This window comes from Paraburkholderia sp. BL17N1, assembly GCF_003634175.1.
Classification (GTDB): Bacteria; Pseudomonadota; Gammaproteobacteria; order Burkholderiales; family Burkholderiaceae; genus Paraburkholderia.
This window is the reverse complement of sequence record NZ_RBIW01000001.1, coordinates 1176860-1197987: the sequence shown is the minus strand read 5'-3', so window position 1 is coordinate 1197987 and position 21128 is coordinate 1176860. Positions and strand designations below refer to the sequence as shown.

20 protein-coding genes and 1 tRNA gene are annotated in these 21128 nt (G+C 62.9%); 13 read left to right on the top strand and 8 right to left on the bottom strand.

Annotated elements, in window-relative coordinates; all coding sequences use genetic code 11:
- Nucleotides 1-219 precede the first annotated feature (219 nt).
- Nucleotides 220-1512, top strand: coding sequence for an MFS transporter (locus B0G82_RS05185; protein ID WP_121306840.1), 1293 nt, complete (start codon nucleotides 220-222; stop codon nucleotides 1510-1512).
- Nucleotides 1513-1608: 96 nt separating this feature from the next.
- Here B0G82_RS05185 and B0G82_RS05180 read toward each other — a convergent pair whose 3' ends face one another.
- Entirely contained in the window at nucleotides 1609-3129 is a 1521-nt protein-coding gene (locus B0G82_RS05180) for an amidase (protein ID WP_116143272.1), read from the bottom strand.
- Between the two features lie 264 nt (nucleotides 3130-3393).
- The gene (locus B0G82_RS05175; protein ID WP_121306839.1) at nucleotides 3394-4092 is read right to left on the bottom strand and encodes a dienelactone hydrolase family protein; all 699 of its coding nucleotides are present in this window, start codon (nucleotides 4090-4092) and stop codon (nucleotides 3394-3396) included.
- A 253-nt stretch (nucleotides 4093-4345) separates the two neighbouring features.
- Between B0G82_RS05175 and B0G82_RS05170 the strand changes: the two genes are divergently transcribed.
- The 3 genes from B0G82_RS05170 to B0G82_RS05160 all read left to right on the top strand — a co-directional run bounded on the left by B0G82_RS05170 (nucleotide 4346) and on the right by B0G82_RS05160 (nucleotide 8155).
- Nucleotides 4346-5449, top strand: coding sequence for a nitronate monooxygenase (locus B0G82_RS05170; RefSeq protein ID WP_121306838.1), 1104 nt, complete (start codon nucleotides 4346-4348; stop codon nucleotides 5447-5449).
- A gap of 423 nt (nucleotides 5450-5872) precedes the next feature.
- Nucleotides 5873-7018 (top strand): branched-chain amino acid ABC transporter substrate-binding protein, encoded by a 1146-nt coding sequence (locus tag B0G82_RS05165; protein WP_116143266.1) that lies wholly within the window; start codon nucleotides 5873-5875, stop codon nucleotides 7016-7018.
- A gap of 120 nt (nucleotides 7019-7138) precedes the next feature.
- Nucleotides 7139-8155 (top strand): cupin-like domain-containing protein, encoded by a 1017-nt coding sequence (locus B0G82_RS05160; protein WP_199730060.1) that lies wholly within the window; start codon nucleotides 7139-7141, stop codon nucleotides 8153-8155.
- Between the two features lie 155 nt (nucleotides 8156-8310).
- On the opposite strand, the gene B0G82_RS05155 is transcribed toward B0G82_RS05160, so the two are convergent.
- Both B0G82_RS05155 and B0G82_RS05150 read right to left on the bottom strand, forming a co-directional pair.
- Entirely contained in the window at nucleotides 8311-9594 is a 1284-nt protein-coding gene (locus B0G82_RS05155) for a collagen-like triple helix repeat-containing protein (RefSeq protein WP_121306837.1), read from the bottom strand.
- A gap of 259 nt (nucleotides 9595-9853) precedes the next feature.
- Complete coding sequence (locus B0G82_RS05150; RefSeq protein ID WP_121306836.1) at nucleotides 9854-11065, bottom strand: MFS transporter; 1212 nt, start codon at nucleotides 11063-11065, stop codon at nucleotides 9854-9856.
- A gap of 191 nt (nucleotides 11066-11256) precedes the next feature.
- Here B0G82_RS05150 and B0G82_RS05145 point away from each other — a divergent pair, with 191 nt between their 5' ends.
- From B0G82_RS05145 to B0G82_RS05135, 3 genes are all read left to right on the top strand, one after another.
- On the top strand, nucleotides 11257-11919 hold the full coding sequence (locus B0G82_RS05145) for a pyridoxamine 5'-phosphate oxidase family protein (RefSeq protein WP_121306835.1): 663 nt from the start codon (nucleotides 11257-11259) through the stop codon (nucleotides 11917-11919).
- A gap of 395 nt (nucleotides 11920-12314) precedes the next feature.
- On the top strand, nucleotides 12315-12617 hold the full coding sequence (locus B0G82_RS05140) for an H-NS histone family protein (protein ID WP_106283886.1): 303 nt from the start codon (nucleotides 12315-12317) through the stop codon (nucleotides 12615-12617).
- A 318-nt stretch (nucleotides 12618-12935) separates the two neighbouring features.
- Nucleotides 12936-14189 carry a cation diffusion facilitator family transporter gene (locus tag B0G82_RS05135; RefSeq protein WP_121306834.1) on the top strand — a complete coding sequence of 418 codons (1254 nt, stop codon included), beginning with the start codon at nucleotides 12936-12938 and terminating at the stop codon, nucleotides 14187-14189.
- A gap of 61 nt (nucleotides 14190-14250) precedes the next feature.
- Here B0G82_RS05135 and B0G82_RS05130 read toward each other — a convergent pair whose 3' ends face one another.
- The 3 genes from B0G82_RS05130 to B0G82_RS05120 all read right to left on the bottom strand — a co-directional run bounded on the left by B0G82_RS05130 (nucleotide 14251) and on the right by B0G82_RS05120 (nucleotide 16070).
- Nucleotides 14251-14709, bottom strand: a complete 459-nt coding sequence (locus tag B0G82_RS05130) for an Lrp/AsnC family transcriptional regulator (protein WP_012431468.1) — start codon at nucleotides 14707-14709, stop codon at nucleotides 14251-14253.
- Nucleotides 14710-14799: 90 nt separating this feature from the next.
- Nucleotides 14800-15429 (bottom strand): exonuclease, encoded by a 630-nt coding sequence (locus B0G82_RS05125; RefSeq protein WP_121306833.1) that lies wholly within the window; start codon nucleotides 15427-15429, stop codon nucleotides 14800-14802.
- On the bottom strand, nucleotides 15426-16070 hold the full coding sequence (locus B0G82_RS05120; RefSeq protein WP_121306832.1) for an MBL fold metallo-hydrolase: 645 nt from the start codon (nucleotides 16068-16070) through the stop codon (nucleotides 15426-15428). The genes B0G82_RS05125 and B0G82_RS05120 overlap by 4 nt, the downstream gene beginning before the upstream one ends.
- A gap of 608 nt (nucleotides 16071-16678) precedes the next feature.
- On the opposite strand from B0G82_RS05120, the gene B0G82_RS05110 reads away from it, so the two are divergent.
- Nucleotides 16679-17311: a septal ring lytic transglycosylase RlpA family protein gene (locus B0G82_RS05110; protein WP_121308618.1), complete on the top strand. Its 633-nt coding sequence runs from the start codon at nucleotides 16679-16681 to the stop codon at nucleotides 17309-17311.
- Between the two features lie 124 nt (nucleotides 17312-17435).
- On the opposite strand, the gene rsmI is transcribed toward B0G82_RS05110, so the two are convergent.
- Nucleotides 17436-18317 (bottom strand): 16S rRNA (cytidine(1402)-2'-O)-methyltransferase, encoded by an 882-nt coding sequence (rsmI, locus tag B0G82_RS05105; RefSeq protein ID WP_121306831.1) that lies wholly within the window; start codon nucleotides 18315-18317, stop codon nucleotides 17436-17438.
- Between rsmI and B0G82_RS05100 the strand changes: the two genes are divergently transcribed.
- The 5 genes from B0G82_RS05100 to B0G82_RS05080 all read left to right on the top strand — a co-directional run bounded on the left by B0G82_RS05100 (nucleotide 18316) and on the right by B0G82_RS05080 (nucleotide 20945).
- Nucleotides 18316-18819, top strand: coding sequence for a YraN family protein (locus B0G82_RS05100; RefSeq protein WP_116143248.1), 504 nt, complete (start codon nucleotides 18316-18318; stop codon nucleotides 18817-18819). The genes rsmI and B0G82_RS05100 overlap by 2 nt on opposite strands.
- Nucleotides 18820-19035: 216 nt before the next feature.
- The gene (locus B0G82_RS05095; protein ID WP_106283879.1) at nucleotides 19036-19623 is read left to right on the top strand and encodes a phosphoheptose isomerase; all 588 of its coding nucleotides are present in this window, start codon (nucleotides 19036-19038) and stop codon (nucleotides 19621-19623) included.
- A 26-nt stretch (nucleotides 19624-19649) separates the two neighbouring features.
- On the top strand, nucleotides 19650-20447 hold the full coding sequence (locus B0G82_RS05090; protein ID WP_116143246.1) for a BON domain-containing protein: 798 nt from the start codon (nucleotides 19650-19652) through the stop codon (nucleotides 20445-20447).
- Nucleotides 20447-20794, top strand: a complete 348-nt coding sequence (locus B0G82_RS05085) for a c-type cytochrome (RefSeq protein WP_121306830.1) — start codon at nucleotides 20447-20449, stop codon at nucleotides 20792-20794. The genes B0G82_RS05090 and B0G82_RS05085 overlap by 1 nt, the downstream gene beginning before the upstream one ends.
- Before the next feature lie 75 nt (nucleotides 20795-20869).
- Nucleotides 20870-20945: transfer RNA gene (locus tag B0G82_RS05080), tRNA-Ala, on the top strand.
- Nucleotides 20946-21128: the final 183 nt, after the last annotated feature.

The following is a 21128-nucleotide window of genomic DNA, read 5'->3' as shown; positions in this document are numbered from 1 at the left end:
GAAATGCGCCGCAACATCACAGCGCGCATTCAAGGTCCCATCATTCAGACGTCTGCCACCTCGCGCGGCAGACGTCTTTTTGCTGCTTGAAAACCGCTTATGCGCTCTTTACACTCCAATGCGACCTCTGCGGCTCGCGCTCTTTTTCTCGCTCGCGCTAACACGGCATTGCACTAAAACGACGCACCACAGGATACTTTTGGCAAGCTGGAGATCCGAATGAGACCAGCGTCAAGGAGCCTTCATACGCGAGCCGTCGTCGCGGCTGTGATCGGCAATGCACTCGAGTGGTACGACTTCACCGTGTTCGGTTTTCTGACGGTGGTGATCGCCCAGTTGTTCTTCCCGGCCGGCAGCGACTATTCGTCGTTGCTCCTCGCCACCGCGACGTTCGGCGTCGCCTTCGTCATGCGGCCGATCGGCGGCATCGTACTCGGACTCTATGCGGATCGCGCGGGACGCAAAGCGGCGTTGTCGCTCGTCATCGCGCTGATGACACTCGGCATTCTGGTGCTGGCAATCGCACCGCCGTACTCGGCGATCGGCATCGGCGCTCCGTTGATGATCGTAATCGGACGTTCGCTGCAAGGCTTTTCCGCCGGCGGTGAATTCGGCAGTTCGACGGCCTTGCTGATCGAAGCGGCGCCGTTTTCGAAGCGCGGCTTTTACGGCAGTTGGCAGATGGCAAGCCAGGCGGCGGCGCTGCTGCTCGGCGCGCTGGTGGGCGCCTTGATCACGCGCGAACTGTCGGCCGAGGCGTTGAAATCCTGGGGCTGGCGCGTGCCGTTCATTCTGGGTTTGATCATCGGGCCGATCGGCATCTACATCCGCCGGCATCTCGCCGATTCGGAAGCGTTTCTGCTCGCGCAAAAAACCGCGCGGCGCGCGACGCTCGGCGAGGTCTTCAAGACTCACACCCGCGACGTGCTCTGCGGGCTCGGCTCGGTGATTGCGCTCACGGTGACGATTTACGTGCTGATCAGCTATCTGCCCACCTTCGCGGTCAATCAGCTGAAGCTGCCCTACGCGCAATCCTTTTACGCGGTGATCGTCGGCAATCTGCTGTTGACGGTGCTGTCGCCATTGGCCGGCGCATGGTCGGACCGGATCGGGCGCAAGGGGCTGTCGCTGTGGTCGCTAGTGATTACGCTCGTGATCATCTATCCGCTGTTTGCGTGGCTCGCGGCGGAGCCGAGCGTGTCAAAACTGATTCTCGTGCAAGCGCTGCTGTCGATCACGCTGTCCGGCTATTACGGACCGTTCGGCGCGCTGATCGCGGAGCTGTTTCCAGCGAACGTGCGCTCGACGGGCTTATCGCTCGCCTACAACATCGCGGTGATGGTGTTCGGCGGCTTCGGGCCGTTTGTCGTGACGTGGCTGATCGACGCCACCGGCTCGCCGCTCGCGCCGACTTACTACGTGATGGGCGGACTGGCGCTGTCGATCGTCGCGGTGGCCTGCATTCCGGGCAAGCGCCACGCGGATCTCGACGCGCATCGCAAGCCGGCCTGAACGGCGGCGCGGTTTAAGTCAGGCGCTGACAACGGTGCCCAGTTCTCTGAGTCACTTCGCCGCGACACATTCTTTCGCCGCCGCCAGTTGCTTCGCCTAGTTGCGCGCCTGTATCAACGGCGGCCGTTTGTCGAACCACGGTCGTGCCATTTCGAGTTGCGCGGCCAGACGCAGAAGCGTCGCATCACCGCCGACGCGTGCGGCAAACTGCACGCCGATCGGCAGCCCGCGCGCATTCCAGTAGAGCGGCACCGACATGGCAGGCTGGCCGCTCAGGTTGAACAGTTCAGTACAACCGGCCCACGTAAACGCCTTATTCGAGGCTTCCGACAGCACCTTCTTCAACAGTGCTTCGAGCGGCATGGTGGTGACGGCGCGCATCTGCATCCGCTCCGCCGAAGTGGGCTGCATCTCGCCGATCTTGATCGGCGGCGCGGCGAGCGTGGCGCACAGAATCACGTCGTAGCGATTCAGCAGATCGGTGAGCCGTTCGGTGATGCGACGCTGTTCTTCAAGCGCAGCAGGCAGGCCGCGTTCGCCGAGTTTGCGGCCCACATGCGCCATCGTCCACGTCGAAATTTCGAACTCGGCGCGCAGCGGTTTGCGGCCGCTGATGCGCTCGGCGTTCAACACCAGGTCTTCTGCCGTGACGGACCAGAGCGTGAGGAACGCATGACGAACCGCCGCGAAGTCAATGCCGAGCGATACCGGTTCGATGTTATGGCCGAGCGAACTGGCGAGTTGCGCGGCATCGTCGAGCGCGGCGCGCGCGTCGGCGGAAAGCGAGGGCGCCAGCATCGGCTCAGTGACGTACGCAATATTCAGCGGCTTGCACGTCTCGCGGCTCGCGCTCAGAAACGTGCCCGGCGCGCCGAGCGGCCGGTCGACATTGCCGCCAAGCAGATCGAGCAGCAACGCACTGTCGCGCACGCTGCGCGACACCGCATGATCGACGCCGAGTTCACCGGCTGCCACCACCGCAGTCGTACGCGGCACGCGTCCGCGCGATGGTTTGAGCCCGAAGAGTCCGCAGCACGACGCGGGAATGCGGATCGACCCGCCGCCGTCCGACGCATGCGCGAGCGGCACGATACCCGCGGCAACCGCCGCCGCTGCGCCGCCGCTCGAGCCGCCAGGCGTATGGTCGAGATTCCACGGATTGCGGCATGCACCGAACAGTTCGGGCTCCGTATAAGGCATCTGGCCGAGTTCGGACGTGCTGGTCTTGGCGAAGATGTTGAGGCCGGCCGCTTTCGCCAGCGCGACCACGGGCGCGTCTTCGGTGGGAATGAAATGACGGTAGTGGCGGCTGCCCATGGCCATGCGCAGACCGGCGACCGGCGCGCCGAGGTCCTTGATCAGATAGGGCACGCCGGCCAGCGCGGTTTGCACGCTGACGCCGTCGGCGTTGGTTGCGCCGTTCGCCCGGCTCGCGTCGTCGCGCGAAGCGCGTTGACGGGCTGCATCGTAGTCCTTCAGGACAATCGCATTGATCGCAGGGTTGACGGCTTCCGTGCGTGAAATCGCGATGTCGAGCAACTCGCGCGCGCTTGCTTCACGCTTGCGTACCAGTTCGGCGAGGCCGGTGGCGTCATGGGCGAGATAGTCTGAATGCACGACGAAGGAGCCCTCGCTATCGAGTATTGAATGGGCCGGCGGTCCATGCGCACGATGAAGCGCGCGGCGAATTGCCGCCGCCCGGATTGATCGCCGTACAGGGAAAAACGGCGTGCCGCTGAAACGCCGTCTTCGAGAGAGTAACTGAGTTACGCGCGCGAGTTACTTGCGCCAATGCAAAGCACCCAGAAAAAAGCGCACTGGGTGTGCGCAATCAATCGACGCGACTGGCGGCGCACACAAGCACGCCGCCAGAACCGCGCTTTACAGACGTTCGCCGAGGAACGTCAGCGTCCGGCCGTGCGCCAATGCAGCGGCGCGCTGGTTATACGACGCGCGGTCCGAACAGTTGAAGCCGTGATTGGCGTTCGGATAGATGTGGAATTCGGCGTCGGCGCGGCCGGCGAAGCGTTCCTGAATCTCACCGACAGCCGACACCGGGATATGCGCGTCGAGTTCGCCGTAGTGGAACTGCATGGGCACCTTGATCTTCGCGGCTTCGTCGAGCTGGTTCTGGATGCCGCCGCCGTAGTAGGCGACCGCGCCGTCGAGCGTGCCTTGCGCCGCGGCCAGATACGCGAGCCGGCCGCCGAAGCAGAAGCCGATTGCCGCGACCTTGCCGGTCACTTCCGGCATGGCGCGCAGTGCGGCGGCGGCTGCGCCGATATCGGCCACCGCTTCGTCGACCTTGAGCTTCTGCATCAGCTCAATGCCTTTCTCGCGATCGGCGCCGTCGTACGTCAATTCCACGCGCGGTTGCACGCGCCAGAACACGTCCGGTGCAAGCGCCACGTAGCCGTCTTGCGCGTACTGATCCGCGACTGAACGGATATGGCTGTTCACGCCGAAAATTTCCTGAATGATGATGACGGCCGGTCCCTTGCCGCCTTTAGGCAACGCCAGGTAGCCGCCGAAACTGTCGTTGCCGGCGGGAATGTCGATCCATCGGGAAGTGGTGCTCATGTTGCTCTCCATTGACTCGCGCGCGGCTGCGCGAGGTCGGTCCGAGTGAAGGCCACAGGCCTGAACGCCTGAAGCGGGGCGGTCAGTTTGCCACCAAAAGAAACGCCGCGCAGCGCGGCCCCGTGAGGCGGAAATCTCGTAAGGCGATTGAAACGTTCTCGATTATTCATTTTCCCCGCGTGGGCCGGCTCGGTACATTGAAGCGTGTTGGCTCGCTCGTGCGGCCAGCGCATTGACGGGAAAGGAGTCCATCATGAGTGAAGGCAGTTTTGTGACGCCGTTTGCCGAGCGGTTCGGGTTGCGCGTGCCGGTGGTGTTGGCGCCGATGGCGGGCGGCGCGACGACGCCGGCGCTGGTCGCCGCGGTATCGAACGCCGGCGGTCTCGGCTTTCTGGCGGGCGCGGCGCTCTCGCCCGAGAAGATCGCGAGCGAAGTCGCGGCGATCCGCGCGCTGACGGATCGTCCGTTCGGCGTGAATCTGTTCGTGCTCGAACCGGCTGCGCCGGACGACGCGACCGTGCGTACCGCGCTTGAAGCCATCGATCCCGTGCGACACGATCTCGGTTTGCCGCCGGGCGCTCCGCTCGCACGCTACGCGCCGGATTTTCGCGCGCAACTGGACATGCTGATCGAATTGCGCGTGCCGCTGGCGAGCTTCACATTCGGCCTGCTCCCGGCCGGCGATGTCGCCCGTCTGCACAACAACGGTCTATATGTAATAGGCACCGCGACGCATGCCGCCGAAGCTGTGGCCTGGCGCGACGCGGGCGCCGATGCCATTGTCGCGCAAGGGGCGGAGGCGGGCGCGCATCGCGGCACCTTCATCGGCGCATTCGAAGATGCGTTGGTCGGCACGCTGGCGCTCGTGCCGCAACTCGTCGACGCGACCGGACTGCCGGTGCTCGCCGCCGGCGGCATCATGGACGGCCGCGGTATCGTCGCCGCGCTCGCGCTCGGCGCGCAAGCCGCGGTGATGGGCACGGCGTTTCTCACCTGTCACGAAAGCGCGATTCCGCAGATATGGAAAACCCGCGTGCGCGCCACGTCCGACACGTCGACTTCGGTCACGCGCGCGATCACCGGCCGCCATGCGCGCGGGATACGCAATCCGTTGATGCAGCGTTTGAGCGAAGCGGCTGAAAAGATCGCGCCGTATCCGGTGCAAAACGCGTTGACGCAGGAGTTGCGGCAAACCGCGAGCCGCGCGGAAAACGGCGACTATCTCTCCCTATGGTCGGGCCAGGGCGCGCCTTTGGGCCGCGCCCGCCGCGAAGATATCGGCGCCGCCGAGCTGGTGGGCCAACTCGAAGACGAATGGCGCGCGGCGACCGCGCGCATCGCTGCGTTCAAACGCTGATTCGACACGATCCGGACAGCGTCCGGACGTGCCTCCTTTTCAAGCACGAAGCCTATTCGGATGATTAACGGTTTAACACGCTAAAAGCTTTAGGCCGTACAGCTAGACGAAAGCCTCACCTGGCGGAAACCCGCATGGGCTGGTGCTTTCCAGTCACTCTCTCCAGCCGGAATCGGCGCCTGTTGGATAAACGCTATTAGTGTTCATCCCACTTCCTCAAAAAAGCCCCACAAATTAATTTGATGGCCTACACTTGCGCGCAAGTACGGTTTGCCGCCTGCCACAAACAGTCCGGTAAGCGTGCTGGCCAAGTGCATGAACGATGCAACCGGCGTGGTCGTCCACGGGACTGAGCGACACGTGTTGGGGAAGCGGGGGCACAGGGCGATTACGTTGTTTTTGGGACCGAAACTGGAGACTTACATGAACATCAAGATTCAAAAGCTGTTGCCGATCAGCGCTGCGGCGATGCTGTTCGCGACGTTGGCAACTTCGGCTGCAGCCGACACGGTCGTCAAGATCGGTCACGTTGCACCGCTGACTGGCGGTATCGCTCACCTGGGTAAAGACAACGAAAACGGCGCGCGCCTGGCAGTTGAAGAAATCAACGCCAAGGGCCTGACGATCGGTGGCCAGAAAATCACGCTGCAACTCGATGCGCAAGACGATGCAGCTGACCCGCGCACGGCAACTCAAGTCGCCCAGAAACTGGTCGACGACAAGGTCGTGGCAGTGGTTGGCCACTTGAATTCGGGCACGTCGATTCCGGCTTCGAAGATCTATAGCGATGCAGGTATCGTGCAGATCTCGCCGTCGGCAACGAACCCGGCCTACACGCAACAAGGTTTCAAGACGACGTACCGCGTCGTCGCGACCGATGCGCAACAAGGTCCGGCACTGGCTAACTACGCAGCGAAGGGTCTGAAAGTGAAGAGCGTCGCGATCGTCGACGACTCGACCGCTTACGGCCAGGGTCTGGCAAACGAATTCGAAAAGACCGCCAAGTCGCTGGGCCTGAACGTGATGTCGCATGATGCGACGAACGACAAGGCTGTCGACTTCCGCGCGATTCTGACGAAGATCAAGGGCGAAAACCCGGACGCGATCATGTACGGCGGCATGGACGCCACCGGCGGCCCGTTCGCCAAGCAAGCCAAGCAACTCGGCCTGCGCGCGAAGGTGCTGGCAGGCGACGGCGTGTGTACCGACAAGCTGTCGGACCTGGCCGGCGACGCAACCGACAACATCGTCTGCTCGGAGGCCGGTATGGCGCTCGAGAAGATGGCTGGCGGTTCGGCGTTCCTCGCCAAGTATCAGAAGCGTTTCGGTCAGCCGATCCAGATCTACGCTCCGTTCACGTATGACGCTGTGTACATCATCGTTGACGCAATGAAGCGTGCCAACTCGACCGATCCGGCGAAGATCCTGGCAGCGATGCCGAGCACGGATTACAAGGGTGTGATCGGTGAAACCACGTTCGACTCGAAGGGCGACCTTCAGCACGGCGTGATCTCGCTGTACAACTACAAGTCCGGCAAGAAGACGCTGCTCGACGTAGTGAAGATGTAAAAACCCGTGATCGAAGGCGGCGTGTTGTCTGTCTTCGGCTGCAGGGTTTAAAAGGCACGCGCGCCGCAAGGTCCGCGTGCTTTTTTCTTTTGCGGATCCGCTTTGTCGGGAGAGACCGCCGTGACTGCCGTGACCCGTTCGTTCGACAACGCGTGGCGCCGCTGGATCGCCGAGAATTTGATGCTCGACGCACCGTCATCTGCCTTGCATGGCGCGCTGGTCGGCCACGGTTTCGACGCGGCCGATGCCACGCGGGAAATCGACGCGGCGCTCGCAAGTCCTTATTTTCACGGTGCAACGCGTCTGCGCAATCGTTTGCGTAAGCGCGAGTGGATTTTGTCGGTGTACGGCGAACTCAGTCGCATGCGCGCGGCGAGCGGTGTGGTCGAACGGCGCGAACGGTTATCGCGCGATGCGTTCTTTGAGCAGTACTACTTTCAGAACCGGCCGGTGATCATTACCGGCGCATTCGATGTCTGGCCTGCACGTTCGCGGTGGAATTGGGACTACTTTCGCGAGCGGTGCGGCGATCGTGAAGTGGAGGTGCAGTTCGGCCGTGATTCGGACGCGAACTACGAAATCAATCAGCCCAGGCTCAGGCGCATGATGCGCTTTGCGGACTATGTCGACCTTGTCGAGCAGAGCGGGCCGACTAACGATTTCTACATGACCGCCAATAACAGCTCGCACAACCGCGTGGCGCTGGCCGCGTTATGGTCCGACGTGCCGCCAATCGACGAATATCTCGACGCTACATCGCCCGACACGGGTTTCTTCTGGATGGGACCGGCCGGCACAAAGACGCCGTTTCATCACGACTTGACCAACAACTTCATGGCTCAGGTGATTGGCCGCAAACAGATCAAACTCGTGCCGCTGTCGGACACGCCATATATGGCGAACCATCTGCATTGCTATTCGCAGGTGGACGGTGCGGCCATCGACTACGACAGCTTCCCGTCAATGCGGCAAGCGCAGTTGATCGAATGCACGCTCGCGCCCGGCGAGTTGCTGTTTTTGCCGATCGGCTGGTGGCATTACGTGGAAGGACTCGACGCGTCGGTGACGATGACGTTCACCAATTTTCTGCGCGGTAACGAGTTCTCGCGTCACTACGATACGTATCACGAACTGTGACGCGCGGATGAAGCGAGCGCGGCGCTGCGTCGTTAACGTGTGACTCACGCAGACGGACGCGTCGATAAAAAAACAGCGAGCCGGTTGCCCGGCTCGCCGCCCCCCTCGACGCCTGTTTTTATCGCGTCGTTATGTGCAGTCGTTGTTCTTGTTCGTCACTTCTTTGATGCGATGCCGCCTAGGCCGCCGAGCAAGCCGCCGCCGGTCGTGCCGCCGGCGGACGCTGCCGCGCCGCTCAAGGTGCCGGTGACGGTGGTCAACAGGCCGGTGATCGGTGCGAGCGGGTTGCTGGTTCCGCCGCTGCTAGCCGATCCCGTGGCCGAGCCCAGCGCGCCGGTCAGCGTCGACACGACCGAGGTCACCGGTGCGAGCGGGCCGCCGGCGCCGCTGCCGCCCGTCAGGCCGCCGCTCAAGGTGCCGGGCAACGCGGTGAGGATGCTCGTCAACGGCGCGAGCGGCGAGCCCGTGCCGCCGCCGCTGCCCGGATTCAGAATGCCCGTGATGCCGCCGAGCGGATTGCCGCTGCCGGTGCCGCCCGCCGTCAGCAGGCCGCCCGCGGATGTGACCGTGTCGCCGAGCTTGGTGACCACGTTGCCGAGATTTCCACCGATCGGATTGCCGGTCGCCCCGCTGAGTTTGCCGCCGGCGCTGTCGAGGCCATGCCCCACCGTCGCGAGCAGACCGTTGAGCGGTGCGCCGAGACCGGTCGTGTCGCCGACGGTTTGCGTCGTCTGCGCGAGCGTGCTCGTAATCGGCGTGATCGCGGTGCTGACCGTCTGCGTGACTTGCTGGATCGGGCCGTTCGTCAACTGCGAGCCGAGTTGCGTACCCAGGCCGCTGACGGCGTTGCCGACCGTCGAGACCGCGCTGCCGAGCGGCGTGGTCAACGGACTGAGCGGGGCAGTGGGGCCGCTGCCGAGACTCGTCACAAGTTGGCCGGCGCTGTTGACGGACTGGCCCGCGTCGTAGACCAGGTTGCCGCTGCTCGCGAGCGTCGTGCCGAGCGGATCGGTGGAATTGCCCAGCTGGCCCAAACCGTTCGCCACGCCCGTGCCGACCGCGGTCACGCCGTTGCCGAGATTCGATACGACATTGCCGAGCGCCGTGGTGGTCGCCGGATTCGCGCCCGGTATCGGCGTGAGGCCGATCTGGCTGCCGACGGCGGAGACGCTCTGCCCGACAGCGGTGACGGCGTTGCCGCTGTTTTGCACGACGACGCCGACGGGGTTGGCGCTGGTGGGCGTCGGAGTGGGCGTGGGCGTTGGCGTGGGAGTCGGCGTGGGCGTAGGTGTGGGTGTAGGGGTCGGTGTGGGAGTCGGCGTGCCGCCGCCCGAACCGCTCCCTACGCCCGGCCTGTTCAACGTGCTTCCGCATCCCGTCAGGACGATCATCGACGTGACGCACATGGCGATCGCCGTCAGCTTGAATTTGCGATTCATGGTCTGCTCCCCCGTAGTTTGGTCATTACTTGGGGGAACTAACTGCAAGGCCTATGCCATTTCTATCTGCTTAGCCGGTGCACGTAATAACCGCATATAAATCAATGTGTTGGCGGTATGAGGGCCGCGAGCGGCGACGTTTCATTCAACCGATGTGTCGGGGAACGCCTCAGCGCGCGGCCGCTGCGTAACGTAACGTGAAGCGAGCGCGTTTCGTGTGCCGCCGCACGCCATGGCGCAGCAGCGGCGCGCCTGCGCGTCAGATCTTCAAACGCCGCAAAACCTTCGGACCGACGAGCGCGATCAGCGCGGAACAGATCGCGACCACCGACAACCCGATCGGCAAACTGGTCACCTGCGTCACCGCGCCGATGATCACCGGCCCGAGCAGCAGCCCGAAGTAGGCCAGCCCGGCAACATGCGCGAGCCCTTCCGCCGGATGAATGCCTTTCACGCTCGCCGCCGCCGCGAACAGCACCGGCATCATGTTCGCGAGCCCAAGACCCATCAGCGTGAAGCCGATCAGCGCCGCGACCGCGTTCGGCAGCAGCAGCGCGCTGACCATCCCGACGCAGGCGAGCATCGCGCTCGCCATCACCAGTTGCGGTGCGCCGAAGCGGGCGCGCACGGCGTCGCCGCCGAACCGTGCGGCCGCCATGCCGCCCGAAAACGCCGCGTAGGCCGCGCTCGCAAGCGCGGGTGTGGCAAGTACGACGTCGCGCATGTAGACGGTGGCCCAGTCGTACATCGCGCCTTCGGCGATCAGCGCAACCAGCGCCATTGCGCCGAGCGCCCACAACGCAGGCGAGCGCCAGCGATTCGCGCGCGGCGCGGCGGAATCGGGGTGGTCGGCATGCGGCACGTGCGGCAGCACGGAAGGACAGGCGGCGATCAGCACGAGCGCGCTGACCGCGGCAGCCAGCGCAAGATGGACCGCCGGCGCCATGCCGCGCGACAGCAGCGCCCCGCCGGCTGCAGCACCGAACATCCCGCCGACGCTGAACATGCCGTGCAACGACGACATGATCGGCCTGCCGAGCGCTTTTTCGACGGCGCTGGCCTCGGCGTTCATCGCGACATCCAGCGTGGCCATGCCCGCGCCGAAGGCGGCCAGCACGACCAGCAGCATCCAGTAAGCCGGCACGACCAGAATCAGCGCCGCGCACACCGCCATCACGAGGCCGCCGGCGAGGCAGGCGCGGCGCGTGCCGACTCGCGCGATCCACGAAGCATTGGCCGCCATCGCCCCGATCGAGCCGCCGGCGACAGCCAGCAACGCAAACGAGAGCAGCGCCGCGTTCAGATGAAAACGGTCGCGCACCGTCGGCACGTGCACGCCCCACGACGCGTACATCATGCCGGCAATGAAGAACACGGCCATCGTGGCGAGACGGGCACGCTGCCGGGCCGTATCGGAGAGGTCGCGGTGAGCGGCGGGAAGGGTGGCGAATTCGGAGGAGCGGTCTGACACGGAAATCTCGAGGAGGGGTGACGCGCGAGAAAGCGCGTTGAAAGCGAATTTCCGATTCTAACGAAGCATGCTGTCTTATGCTTGGAAGGCGGAATCCGCATATGGCGATTATTCAGTTCGGAGGCGCCAGCGTTGTGCGGCCTGCTTACCGGCGTTTGTGATTCGCCGCTCATCTATCGAGGAACGCGCACTTGAATATTCCCGCTCATGCTCCGCTGCATCTGCTGCATACAGCCGCTGTCGGCACGCTCGCCACTCATGCGCGCCAGCCGGAAGGTTTCCCTTATCCGTCTGTGCTGCCGTTCGCGCCTGATCTGCAGCATCGTCCGACGATCCTCGTGAGCCGCCTCGCCGAGCATACCCATAACCTGCACGCCGACCCGCGCGCCGGTTTTTTGGTCGTCGACGCCCCTGATGGCGACGTGCTGAGCGGCCAGCGCGTCACCTTGCTCGGCACCTTTGAGCCGGTCGACTCGACGCCCGAGGTGGTGCGGCGTTATCTGCGCTATCACCCCGACGCGGAGCGCTATCTCGTACTCGGCGACTTCACTTTCTGGGCAATGCGGCTCGAGCGGCTGCGTTATATCGGCGGTTTCGGCACAATGGGCTGGCTCGCCGGCGATGAACTCGATCCGTTGCCGCCACTCGGTTTCGATGAAGAGAACGCGTTGATCGCGCAATTCCCCACTCAGTCCGGGAGTAAGGGCGAATTTCAGCTCGTTGGCGTCGATCGATATGGCGTGGATCTGAAACTGAACGGTGAGCGCAGCCGTTTTCCCTTTGACGACGCCAAACCCGACACTGACACCTTGCGCGCGGCGCTTGAAGATTGCATGCAGCGCTACATGAATTAGATTTTTACTGCCGTTCCGGGAAAACACTCATGCGTAATAACAGCGCAGACGGCGTGTCTCAATATGTTACGACGTTTCATGTTGAAGCTATCACGGCATGAAATGTTGGTGACAAATCTGCATTTTAAATTTCATCTTTTGATAGTTAATCCCACATTTACTGATGCTGACTGCGTTTTTCAGTAAAAAGCGAAATTGGCTATCTGAAAGGAAGTGGTCGGGCGCGACGGCAGCTGGAAATTTTTTGAAACGAATCTAGTTTAATTTTCCGTCCCATCTTTTGTAATCTTTCTATCTTGTGTTAATCTCGCCTCCAATTCCGAGGCGTGATCTATCTTCAAAGGGCAAGCCGGCTTAAGACTGGCGGTCATTTATCCAAACCACAAAGGGAATCTATGTCTTCCTACAAGGAACTACTCGCCCAGCGCGAGAAGCTCGAAAAGCAGATCGAAGAAGCGAAGTCGCGCGAATACGCTGAAGTGCTAAATGAAATCAAGCAGAAAATGACCGACTACGGCATTTCTCTGACAGAACTGGGTGGCGGTCGTGCCGCCAAGGGTGCTAAAGCCGCGCGTCCGCGCGCAGGCGTCGCACCGAAGTATCGCGACCCGGATAGCGGCAGCACGTGGTCGGGCCGCGGCAAGCCGCCGCGCTGGATTGCAGGTCTGGATCGCGAAAAGTTTCTGATCGAGAAGTAATGCTTTGTAGCAGCTTTGCCGGCCGCTTTTTGCCTGCAACTAATGCTTCTGATCATAAATCATACGAATAGCTTCAATCAGATGCAGTGATTGCGTCTGCCGTTGCGAAAGAGAACCGCGTACCGTCGAGGGCGCGGTTTTTTATTTACGGCAGCCACTGCCGTGATTTTTTGCCGCATGAACACCAGTCAACTGGAACGCGAATGCTTTTCGTTTAGATAAGCGATTGATTTAAAAGGAATTTTGTTGTCATCTCCAGCGCATTTCGAGATGCGCCGGGTAGAATGCAGGAAGTGAACTTTTCATTCCACTTCTGAGATGCCCGCCGCCACTGCTGCCCCATCCGCCGAGAAACATCGCGTTGCGCGCAAAAGTACCTTTGTCAGTATTGCGCTCAATACAGTGTTGATGACGCTGCAAATCGTCGTCGGTGTGTTTGCGCACTCGCAGGCATTGGTCGCCGACGGTGTCCATTCCCTCGCCGATCTGATTTCCGATTTTGTCGTGCTGATTGCCAATCGGCACAGCGGCGCAAAGCCCGACGCGGATCACAATTACGGGCACAGTCGCTATGAGACGGTGGCGTCGCTATTTTTAGGCGCGCTTCTGATTGCGGTGGGCGTCGGCATGTTATGGCGAGCCGGAACGCGTCTTGCCGATTTGCAAAATATTCCAGCCGTGCATATGAGCGCGCTTGCCGTCGCATTGCTGGTTCTGGTTTCCAAAGAGAGTCTGTTTCGCTACATGCTGCGGGAAGCACAACGCGTGCGTTCCGCGATGTTGATCGCCAATGCCTGGCACGCGCGCTCCGATGCGGCGTCGTCGCTGGTGGTCGCGAGCGGTATTGTCGGCAGCCTCGCCGGCGTGCGGCTGCTCGATCCGATTGCCGCGGCGATCGTCGGCTTCATGGTGGCGCGCATGGGCTGGATGTTCGGCTGGGACGCGCTGCAGGATCTCTCCGACCGCGCGCTCGACGACGCTGCCACCGCCGACGTGCGCGCGCTGCTGCTCTCGACGCCCGGCGTACGTGACGTGCACGAAATGCGCACGCGCAAGATGGGCGATTTCGCGCTGGTCGACGCGCATATTCTCGTCGATCCGCTGATTTCGGTATCGGAAGGGCACTACATCGCCGAGTCGGCGCGTCTACGCGTGTTGACGGACAACCGCGTGCTCGACGCGTTGATTCATGTCGATCCAGAAAACGATGCGCTTGCACGCCCGCCCTTCGATCTGCCTACTCGCGAGCGGGTCATTGCAGAGGTGAACTCCGCGTTGGCGTCTTACGGCGTGAAGGCGGCGGCGGTGAATATCCACTACCTGAGCATGGGGCTGGATGTTGAAGTTGTGCTGCCGGATGCATCGTCGTCGCGCAAGCTGCCCAGCGAGGCGCAGCGGCTTGGGCGGCCGGATCTGGCGGCGCTCAGGACTCGCCTGGGCGCGCGCAGAGTGGAACTGCTGCAGGCATTGGACGCGGTGTCCGCGGAAGTCGATGCGGAAACGCTCGCCGCAAAAGGCGGTGTAGGCATTGGAGGGCGCACGAAGGCGACGGAACCGCACAGCGCCACCTAAGCCTTGCGGGCACCGCGCGAGCATGCCGCCGCCCGCGTGGCGTGTTTATGCCATCAACGGATCACAGCGGCAGTTGCGTATCGAATTTGATCTCGCGCAGCACCACGCTCGTGCGAACCTGCGCAACGGCGGGAATTTTGAAGATGCGTTCGTGCAGAAAGCTGTCGTACGCCTTGATGTCCGGCGCGACGATTTTGAGGATGTAGTCCGATTCGCCGGTCGTGCTGTAGCATTCGGTGACTTCGGGGCAGGTGGCGATTTCCCGCTCGAACTGTTCCACGCCGCCTTCGGTGTGCCGCGTGAGATGGATGTGGGCGAGGGCGCACACGTGCAGCCCAAGTTTTTCCCGATCCAGCAGCGCCGTGTAGCGCTGGATGACCCCCGACTGTTCCATGTCCTTGATGCGCCGCCAGCATGGCGTGCTCGACAGGCCGACCTGGTCGGAAATTTCTTGCACCGAGCGGCGTGCATCGAGCTGCAATAGGCGCAGGATTTTTTGAGAGAACGTATCGAGTGTCAACTGCGCCTCCGTTTGCGTCGCCGTATCAACGCATGGTAGAGGGCGCGAAAATGAAACGCAATGTAAAACGGCCCTGGCGAGGGAGATTACCTAATTTGCCGGTTCCTCGGTGGTGTTTTGTCCTGTGCCGTCCCCATCTTTACCAAGTGCCAGCGTGATCGCCTGACTTGCGCGCAAATCCTTCAGCATGTTGCAGAAAAGCGCGCCTTGTTCGATCGCGTCGTCCAGCGCGACATGCGTATGCGGATGTTCGTCGAACCAGTGCTTGGGAAAGCGCGGTTTGATGTTTTTGCGGTACGGCAGGCCCGTCATGGCGAAGGCCAGCGTCTTGATGTCGAGCGCCGACCAGGAAAACGGACAGCGGCCGACAAACCGCATCATGTACCAGAACATATAGGTGAAGTCGAAGCCGGCCGGCATCGCCACGAACACGGGTTTGCCCGGCAATGCCTCGACCCAGTCGACGTACGCCGTCAATGCGGCCTCCGGCTTCTGCAAATCCTTGCGGCAGGCTTCCCATGCTTCGGGCTGCGTCTTCCACCACGCTTCCTGCACGGGATGCGCCTTGGCTCCCTCGAGCAACTCCAGATTCGCCGAGAAGGTGGCGATCAGGCGCTTGTCTTCGGTGTAGGCGGCGGAGGCGAAACTGAGCATGGAATGCGGACCGGGAATCGGGCCGTCCGCTTCGACATCCGTGCTCACGTAGATTTCGCTGCTCATGCCTCGACTCCGTCGGCGACGTACGGATTGGTGCGGCGTTCGGCGCCGAACGTCGAAGTGGGACCGTGACCTGGGACGAAGGTGATGTCGTCGCCGAGCGGCCAAAGTTTTTCGCGGATCGAGCGCACCAGATCCGCATGATTGCCGCGCGGAAAATCCGTGCGTCCGATGGAGCCGGCGAACAGCACATCCCCCACCAGCGCTAGCCGATGCGCGCGGCTGAAGAACACCACATGGCCCGGCGTATGGCCGGGGCAGTGATAGACCTCGAGCGTTTCGTCGCCGAACTGCACGCTCTCGCCGTTCTGCAGCCAGCGATCCGGTTCGAACGCTTCGGCGGTTGGAAAGCCGAAGCGCGTGCTTTGATCCGGCAGCTTGTCCAGCCAGAAGCGTTCGTCGGGATGCGGGCCTTCGATCGGCACGCCGTAGCGCGTGGCCAGCGTTTTGGCGCCCGCGCAGTGATCGATGTGGCCGTGCGTCAGAAAAACTTTTTCGACCGTCACATTCTGCCGTGCGATTTCGCCGTCGATGATGTCGAGGTCACCGCCCGGATCGACGACGGCCGCGCGTCCGGTTGCCTCGCAAACGAGCAGCGAACTGTTCTGCTGGAACGGCGTGACGGGGATCAAGGTGACTTTCATGGATGACGGCGCCGCTGGAAAAACATTGATTGTACCGGCCTCTCGTCCGCGTTCGCTGAGGGCGCTGAAGCCCCGGCGCAGCGGGCTTCGAGATGCTCATTCTTGCAGCAGGAGTGAAAATTCATCAAGGTTTTCAGTCGCTTGCCAACCCGGAATTCTGTTTTAGGTATAATGCACCCCATGCGCAGGGAACTGTGCATGCCACAAGGCGATGCGTCCCCATCAAAAATGGGCACGCGGATCGCCACTCAAGTATGGGCTGTCGCACTTTTGGACGGCCATCAAGTATCGATGCTTTCGATGCACACGTCTTGCCCAGCCAGGCGCCGCGCGCCTGCTACGGACTTAACTGCCGTGACGCTGGGTGGGGCCTACGCCGCCGTTCCTGCGCGCTGAGTTGCGCGCGCAAGAACGTGTTTGCCACGTTCGATGGCGGCATGTGGGGTCTGGTCAGGCTGCCGGGGACAGGTTGCGCCAGACGTGAAAATTAACCGTGCGGTAGCGGCTGAATGAGCCGCATCCGGGCTTTGACGTTCTGCGCTTGTCTGCGCGGCGCGTTGTCGTCCATTGCCGCCGGAGTCGCAGGCAACACGCTCAACTTTGGCGTGATGCGGCTCGACAATGTGATTGCACGTCTTATGAAAACTCGGTTATCCCGTGGTCTGGGGACTCTTTTTGCCTTTTTTGTGCTGGCCGGTTGCGCCACGCCTCCGGGCGCTAGCAACACGTCGGAAAGCGGCGCGCCGCAGAGCACGAAACTGACGCAAGCGGGCTCCTTTGGACCGCAAGCTTTCGGTAGCGCGCCGGCCTCCGGCGCGACTGCTCAAGGCTCGTCGCTGGCCGATGCAAAGCCTCTCACCGATGAAGGTTCCGGCATTTCGGACTTTCATCAGACCGGTCGCGCTTCGTGGTACGGCCGCGGCTTCCATGGCCGCCGTACCGCCAACGGCGAACGCTACGACATGCACGCGCTGACCGCCGCGCATCGTACGTTGCCGCTCGGCTCCTATGTGCGTGTGACCAATCCGGCCACGTCGCGCTCGGTCGTCGTGCGTATCAACGACCGTGGTCCGTATGCGCGTGGCCGCGTGATCGATCTTTCCATGGCTGCCGCGTCCGCGTTGAACATGCGCCATGCCGGTACGGCACGGGTGCAGATCGAAGGTCTGACGCAGCAGGAAGCACGCGACGCGCGTAATGAAATGCTGGCGTCGAATTCGGATTCGAGCGCACAGAAGTGATATGACGGCGGCGAGCGCGGCTAAGGCGCGCTCCTCGTAGCGCCGCGTCGGCGGCCTCACGGGTTGTGTCCGTGGAAGAACGAAGGGCCGCTTTGTGCGGCCCTTTTTCGTTGGTCCGCCAGCTTTACTCTTCGTCTTCTTTCTTCAGCGTCAGCGCACGCGTGTACAGCGCGTTGCGCGACGCTCCGGTGATCGCCGCCGCTACTTTGGCCGCGCTACTCACCGTCAACTCCTCCAGCAGAATGCCTAGCAGCGCGTCGTGATCGTGTTCGCCGGCGGCTTCCGGCTGCGCGCCTTCCACCACCAGCACAAATTCGCCGCGCTGCCGGTTCGGATCAGCGGCGAGCCACGTTGGCGCTTCGGCCAGGGTGCCGCGATGCAGCGCTTCATGTAACTTCGTCAATTCCCGTGCGATGAGCAGTTTGCGCTCGCCGCCGAATGCGTCGGCCAGCGCCTGCACCGTTTCGACGATCCGGTGCGGCGCTTCGTAGAACACCATCGCGTGGGGATGGCTTGCGAGCGGCTGCAGCGTCGCGGCGCGGGCTTTGGCTTTGGGCGGCAGGAAGCCGAGAAACGAGAACGTCGCGACCCAGTCACCGGCCACGCTCAGCGCGGTCGCGAGCGCGCTTGCGCCGGGCAGCGGGATGATGGGAAAGCCGGCTTCACGGACCGCGTCGACGAGTTTCGCGCCGGGGTCCGAGATGCCCGGCGTGCCCGCATCGGACACGTAGGCCACGCGTTCGCCCGCTTGCAGATGCTCGATCAGACGCAGTGCCGCGGCGCGCTCGTTGTGCTGATGCACGGCGACGAGCGGTTTCGAAATGCCGTAACGCGCGAGCAGTTGCCCCGTGTTGCGGGTGTCTTCGGCGGCGATGCGGTCTACCAGTCCGAGCACATGCAACGCGCGCAGCGTGACGTCGGCGATGTTGCCGATCGGCGTGGCCACCACATATAGCGCGGCAGTGGGGTACTGCTGCCCTTGCGCGAGTTCGGAGAGAGGAGTCATGAGGCAGAAGACACAAACAGACGGAACGAGGCCGCCATTGTGCCACGCGGTTCCAGGCGATCCGCGTGGCGGCCCGGCCGTGAGCGCGCCGGCGCCGAGCGGTGCCCTCACCAGGCCGCACAACTTTTCGGGACTCGTCGGGTCCAAACTCGTCGGCGCGGTTTTCGAATTGCGTGCGCAGGAATTTTTGCAGCGCCAGCGTTTGCGATTCGTCGCGCGCAATGTGTCGTGCCGCGGCGGCGAGATCGATCTGGTCATGCGCGAACGTGATGGCGCGCTGGTCTTCGTCGAAGTCCGCGCGCGTGCGCAGAAGCGCTACGGCGGCGCGGCGGCGAGTATCGGCTGGCAGAAGAAGCAGCGCATCGTACGCGCCGCGCAACATTTTCTGGTGACGCGTGCCGCCGGCTGGCGCGATCAACCCGCGTGCCGCTTCGACGTGATCGCGTTCGAAGCCGGCCGTCTCGTGTGGTTGCGCGACGCGTTCCGTGCCGACGAAGTCTGACGCCAGGCGCGGAGAACGCGCGTGAGTGCGATAAACTTGCGCTCGCGTGCAGGCCACGGGGCAACGTCGACAACGCGGCGAGCAGTGCGATGAGCGATGGTTTGCGCGCCTGCACCGCGTTGCCGCTCTGATTCATCGAAGCGGCACGACCTGGTAATACGACTTCACAACACGGCCGCGCAGTGCGGCCCATTCGCGGCAGAAGATAGAGACTCGATGTCAGTCGAACGCATTCAACAACACTTCCGCGACAGCGCGGCAGTCAAACTCGAAGCCCTCGAAACCCTGTCGATGCCGATCGCCGCTGCGATCGACACGATGTTCGCCGCGCTGGCCAACGGCAATCGCATTCTCGCGTGTGGCAACGGCGGCTCGGCGGCCGACGCGCAACACTTCGCCGCCGAACTGATGGGGCGCTTCGAGCGCGAGCGGCCCGGCTTGCCGGCGGTCGCGCTGACCACCGACACCTCGGTGTTGACCGCCATCGCCAACGACTACGCGTTCGAACAGATTTTCTCGAAGCAGGTTTGGGCGCTTGGCCAGCCGGGCGACGTGCTGCTGGCGATCACCACGTCCGGCAATTCCGCCAACGTGCTCGCCGCGATCGAGGCCGCGCATGAGCGCGAAATGATCGTGGTCGCGCTGAGCGGCAAGGGCGGCGGACGCATGCAGGAAGTATTGAGCGATACCGATATCCATATCTGTGTGCCGTCGGATCGCACCGCGCGCATTCAGGAAGTGCATTTGCTGACCATCCATTGTCTGTGCGACGGCATCGATGCCATGTTGCTGGGCGAAGACTGAGACTGATTCCGAAGGAGAGCTAGTTGATGAGCGTATTCCGCGTCAAGAAGACACTGGTGAGAACCGTGCTGGTGGTTGGGTTCGCGGCGGGGCTGTCCGCAACGTTGCAGGGTTGCTTTCTCGCTGTTGCCGGCGCGGCGGGCGGCAGCGCGCTGGTGGCGACGGACCGGCGCACGCTCGGTGCGCAGACCGAGGATCGCGAGTTGCAGGTGAAGGCGCTCTCGCAGATCAGCCAGAACTTGCCCGACAACGCGCACGTGAACGTGACGGTGTTCAATCGTCGCGTGCTGCTGACCGGCGAAGTGGCGGGGGACGTGTCGAAGCAACGCGCGGAAACCATCGTGCGTGGTTTGAACAACGTCAGCACGATCGTCAACGAACTGACGATCATGCCGGCCAGTTCGTTCTCGTCGCGCACCAACGACACCTACCTCGAGACGCGTGTGAAGACCGCGCTGATCGCCGAGAAGAACATTTCGGCGAACAACTTCAAGGTGGTGGCCGAGCGTGGCTCGGTGTATCTGATGGGCCTCGTCACGATGGATGAAGGCAATCGCGGTGCGGATGTCGCGAGCCGTGTGCCGGGCGTGGTGCAGGTCGTGAAGGTGTTCCAGTACATTCAGCCCGCGGAAGCCGCGGCGGCTGCCGCCGCAGCGGGGACGGCGCCCGTAGCGGCGGCTTCGCAACCGGACGCGAGCGCGCCGACCGTCGGCACTATTCCTGATTCGTCGGTGAGTTCGCGGCCGCTCGAACAGCAGACGCCCGCGCCGGTCACCAATTCGAACGCGGTGCATCCGGGTAACCCGAAGGCGACGACGCCGTGATGCGCGGCGTTGCCTTGGTGATCAGCGCGCTGGCGGTCAGTGCGCTGGCGGGTGCCGTTGTGCCGGCTGCGCGTGCCGCCGATGCGCCGCGCGGCCAACTGGTCGCCAACGCGAATGCTTGCATGGGATGTCATGCGGTGGATCGCAAACTGGTCGGCCCGTCGTTCCAGCAGATCGCCGCGAAGTACAAGGGCGACGCCCAGGCGCCGGCGAAATTGTCGCGCAAGGTGAAGGACGGCGGCTCTGGCGTGTGGGGCATGATTCCGATGCCCGCGCATCAGTCGATGAGCGATGCGGATATTCGGGCGGTGGTGGATTGGGTGCTTGCAGGGGCGCCTTCCAGGTGATGGTTTTTGTCGTTTTGCTGGTTCCGGCCGGCTTGGCAAAACGGAAAATGCCTGTGCTAGAATTGTTCGCACGTTGGGGGGGTAGCTCAGCTGGGAGAGCGTCGCGTTCGCAATGCGAAGGTCGGGAGTTCGATCCTCCTCCTCTCCACCATCACGTGTTCCAGGCAGTTCCAGAGAATTCCGCAAACCCCGCGCCCCGTAAGGGCCACGGGGTTTTTGTTTCCATTTCGGGATTGTGGTTTCCGTTGACAGCCGGGGGCGTTTCGGCGCAGCTTTGGGGGCATCAGGCCAGATTTTCCGTGTGGCCAGAATTTGTGCCCCCAAAGCAAGGGGA

Excerpts from the sequence above, each read along its gene's own strand:
- B0G82_RS05170 (WP_121306838.1), top strand. The coding sequence starts at position 4,346 with ATGAGTGAAGGCAGTTTTGTGACGCCGTTTGCCGAGCGGTTCGGGTTG.
- B0G82_RS05085 (WP_121306830.1), top strand. The coding sequence starts at position 20,447 with ATGCGCGGCGTTGCCTTGGTGATCAGCGCGCTGGCGGTCAGTGCGCTG.
- B0G82_RS05090 (WP_116143246.1), top strand. The coding sequence starts at position 19,650 with ATGAGCGTATTCCGCGTCAAGAAGACACTGGTGAGAACCGTGCTGGTG.
- B0G82_RS05120 (WP_121306832.1), bottom strand. The coding sequence starts at position 16,070 with ATGAAAGTCACCTTGATCCCCGTCACGCCGTTCCAGCAGAACAGTTCG.
- B0G82_RS05095 (WP_106283879.1), top strand. The coding sequence starts at position 19,036 with ATGTCAGTCGAACGCATTCAACAACACTTCCGCGACAGCGCGGCAGTC.
- B0G82_RS05140 (WP_106283886.1), top strand. The coding sequence starts at position 12,315 with ATGTCTTCCTACAAGGAACTACTCGCCCAGCGCGAGAAGCTCGAAAAG.
- B0G82_RS05165 (WP_116143266.1), top strand. The coding sequence starts at position 5,873 with ATGAACATCAAGATTCAAAAGCTGTTGCCGATCAGCGCTGCGGCGATG.
- rsmI (WP_121306831.1), bottom strand. The coding sequence starts at position 18,317 with ATGACTCCTCTCTCCGAACTCGCGCAAGGGCAGCAGTACCCCACTGCC.
- B0G82_RS05110 (WP_121308618.1), top strand. The coding sequence starts at position 16,679 with ATGCGGCTCGACAATGTGATTGCACGTCTTATGAAAACTCGGTTATCC.
- B0G82_RS05175 (WP_121306839.1), bottom strand. The coding sequence starts at position 4,092 with ATGAGCACCACTTCCCGATGGATCGACATTCCCGCCGGCAACGACAGT.
- B0G82_RS05100 (WP_116143248.1), top strand. The coding sequence starts at position 18,316 with ATGAGGCAGAAGACACAAACAGACGGAACGAGGCCGCCATTGTGCCAC.
- B0G82_RS05155 (WP_121306837.1), bottom strand. The coding sequence starts at position 9,594 with ATGAATCGCAAATTCAAGCTGACGGCGATCGCCATGTGCGTCACGTCG.
- B0G82_RS05135 (WP_121306834.1), top strand. The coding sequence starts at position 12,936 with ATGCCCGCCGCCACTGCTGCCCCATCCGCCGAGAAACATCGCGTTGCG.
- B0G82_RS05185 (WP_121306840.1), top strand. The coding sequence starts at position 220 with ATGAGACCAGCGTCAAGGAGCCTTCATACGCGAGCCGTCGTCGCGGCT.
- B0G82_RS05125 (WP_121306833.1), bottom strand. The coding sequence starts at position 15,429 with ATGAGCAGCGAAATCTACGTGAGCACGGATGTCGAAGCGGACGGCCCG.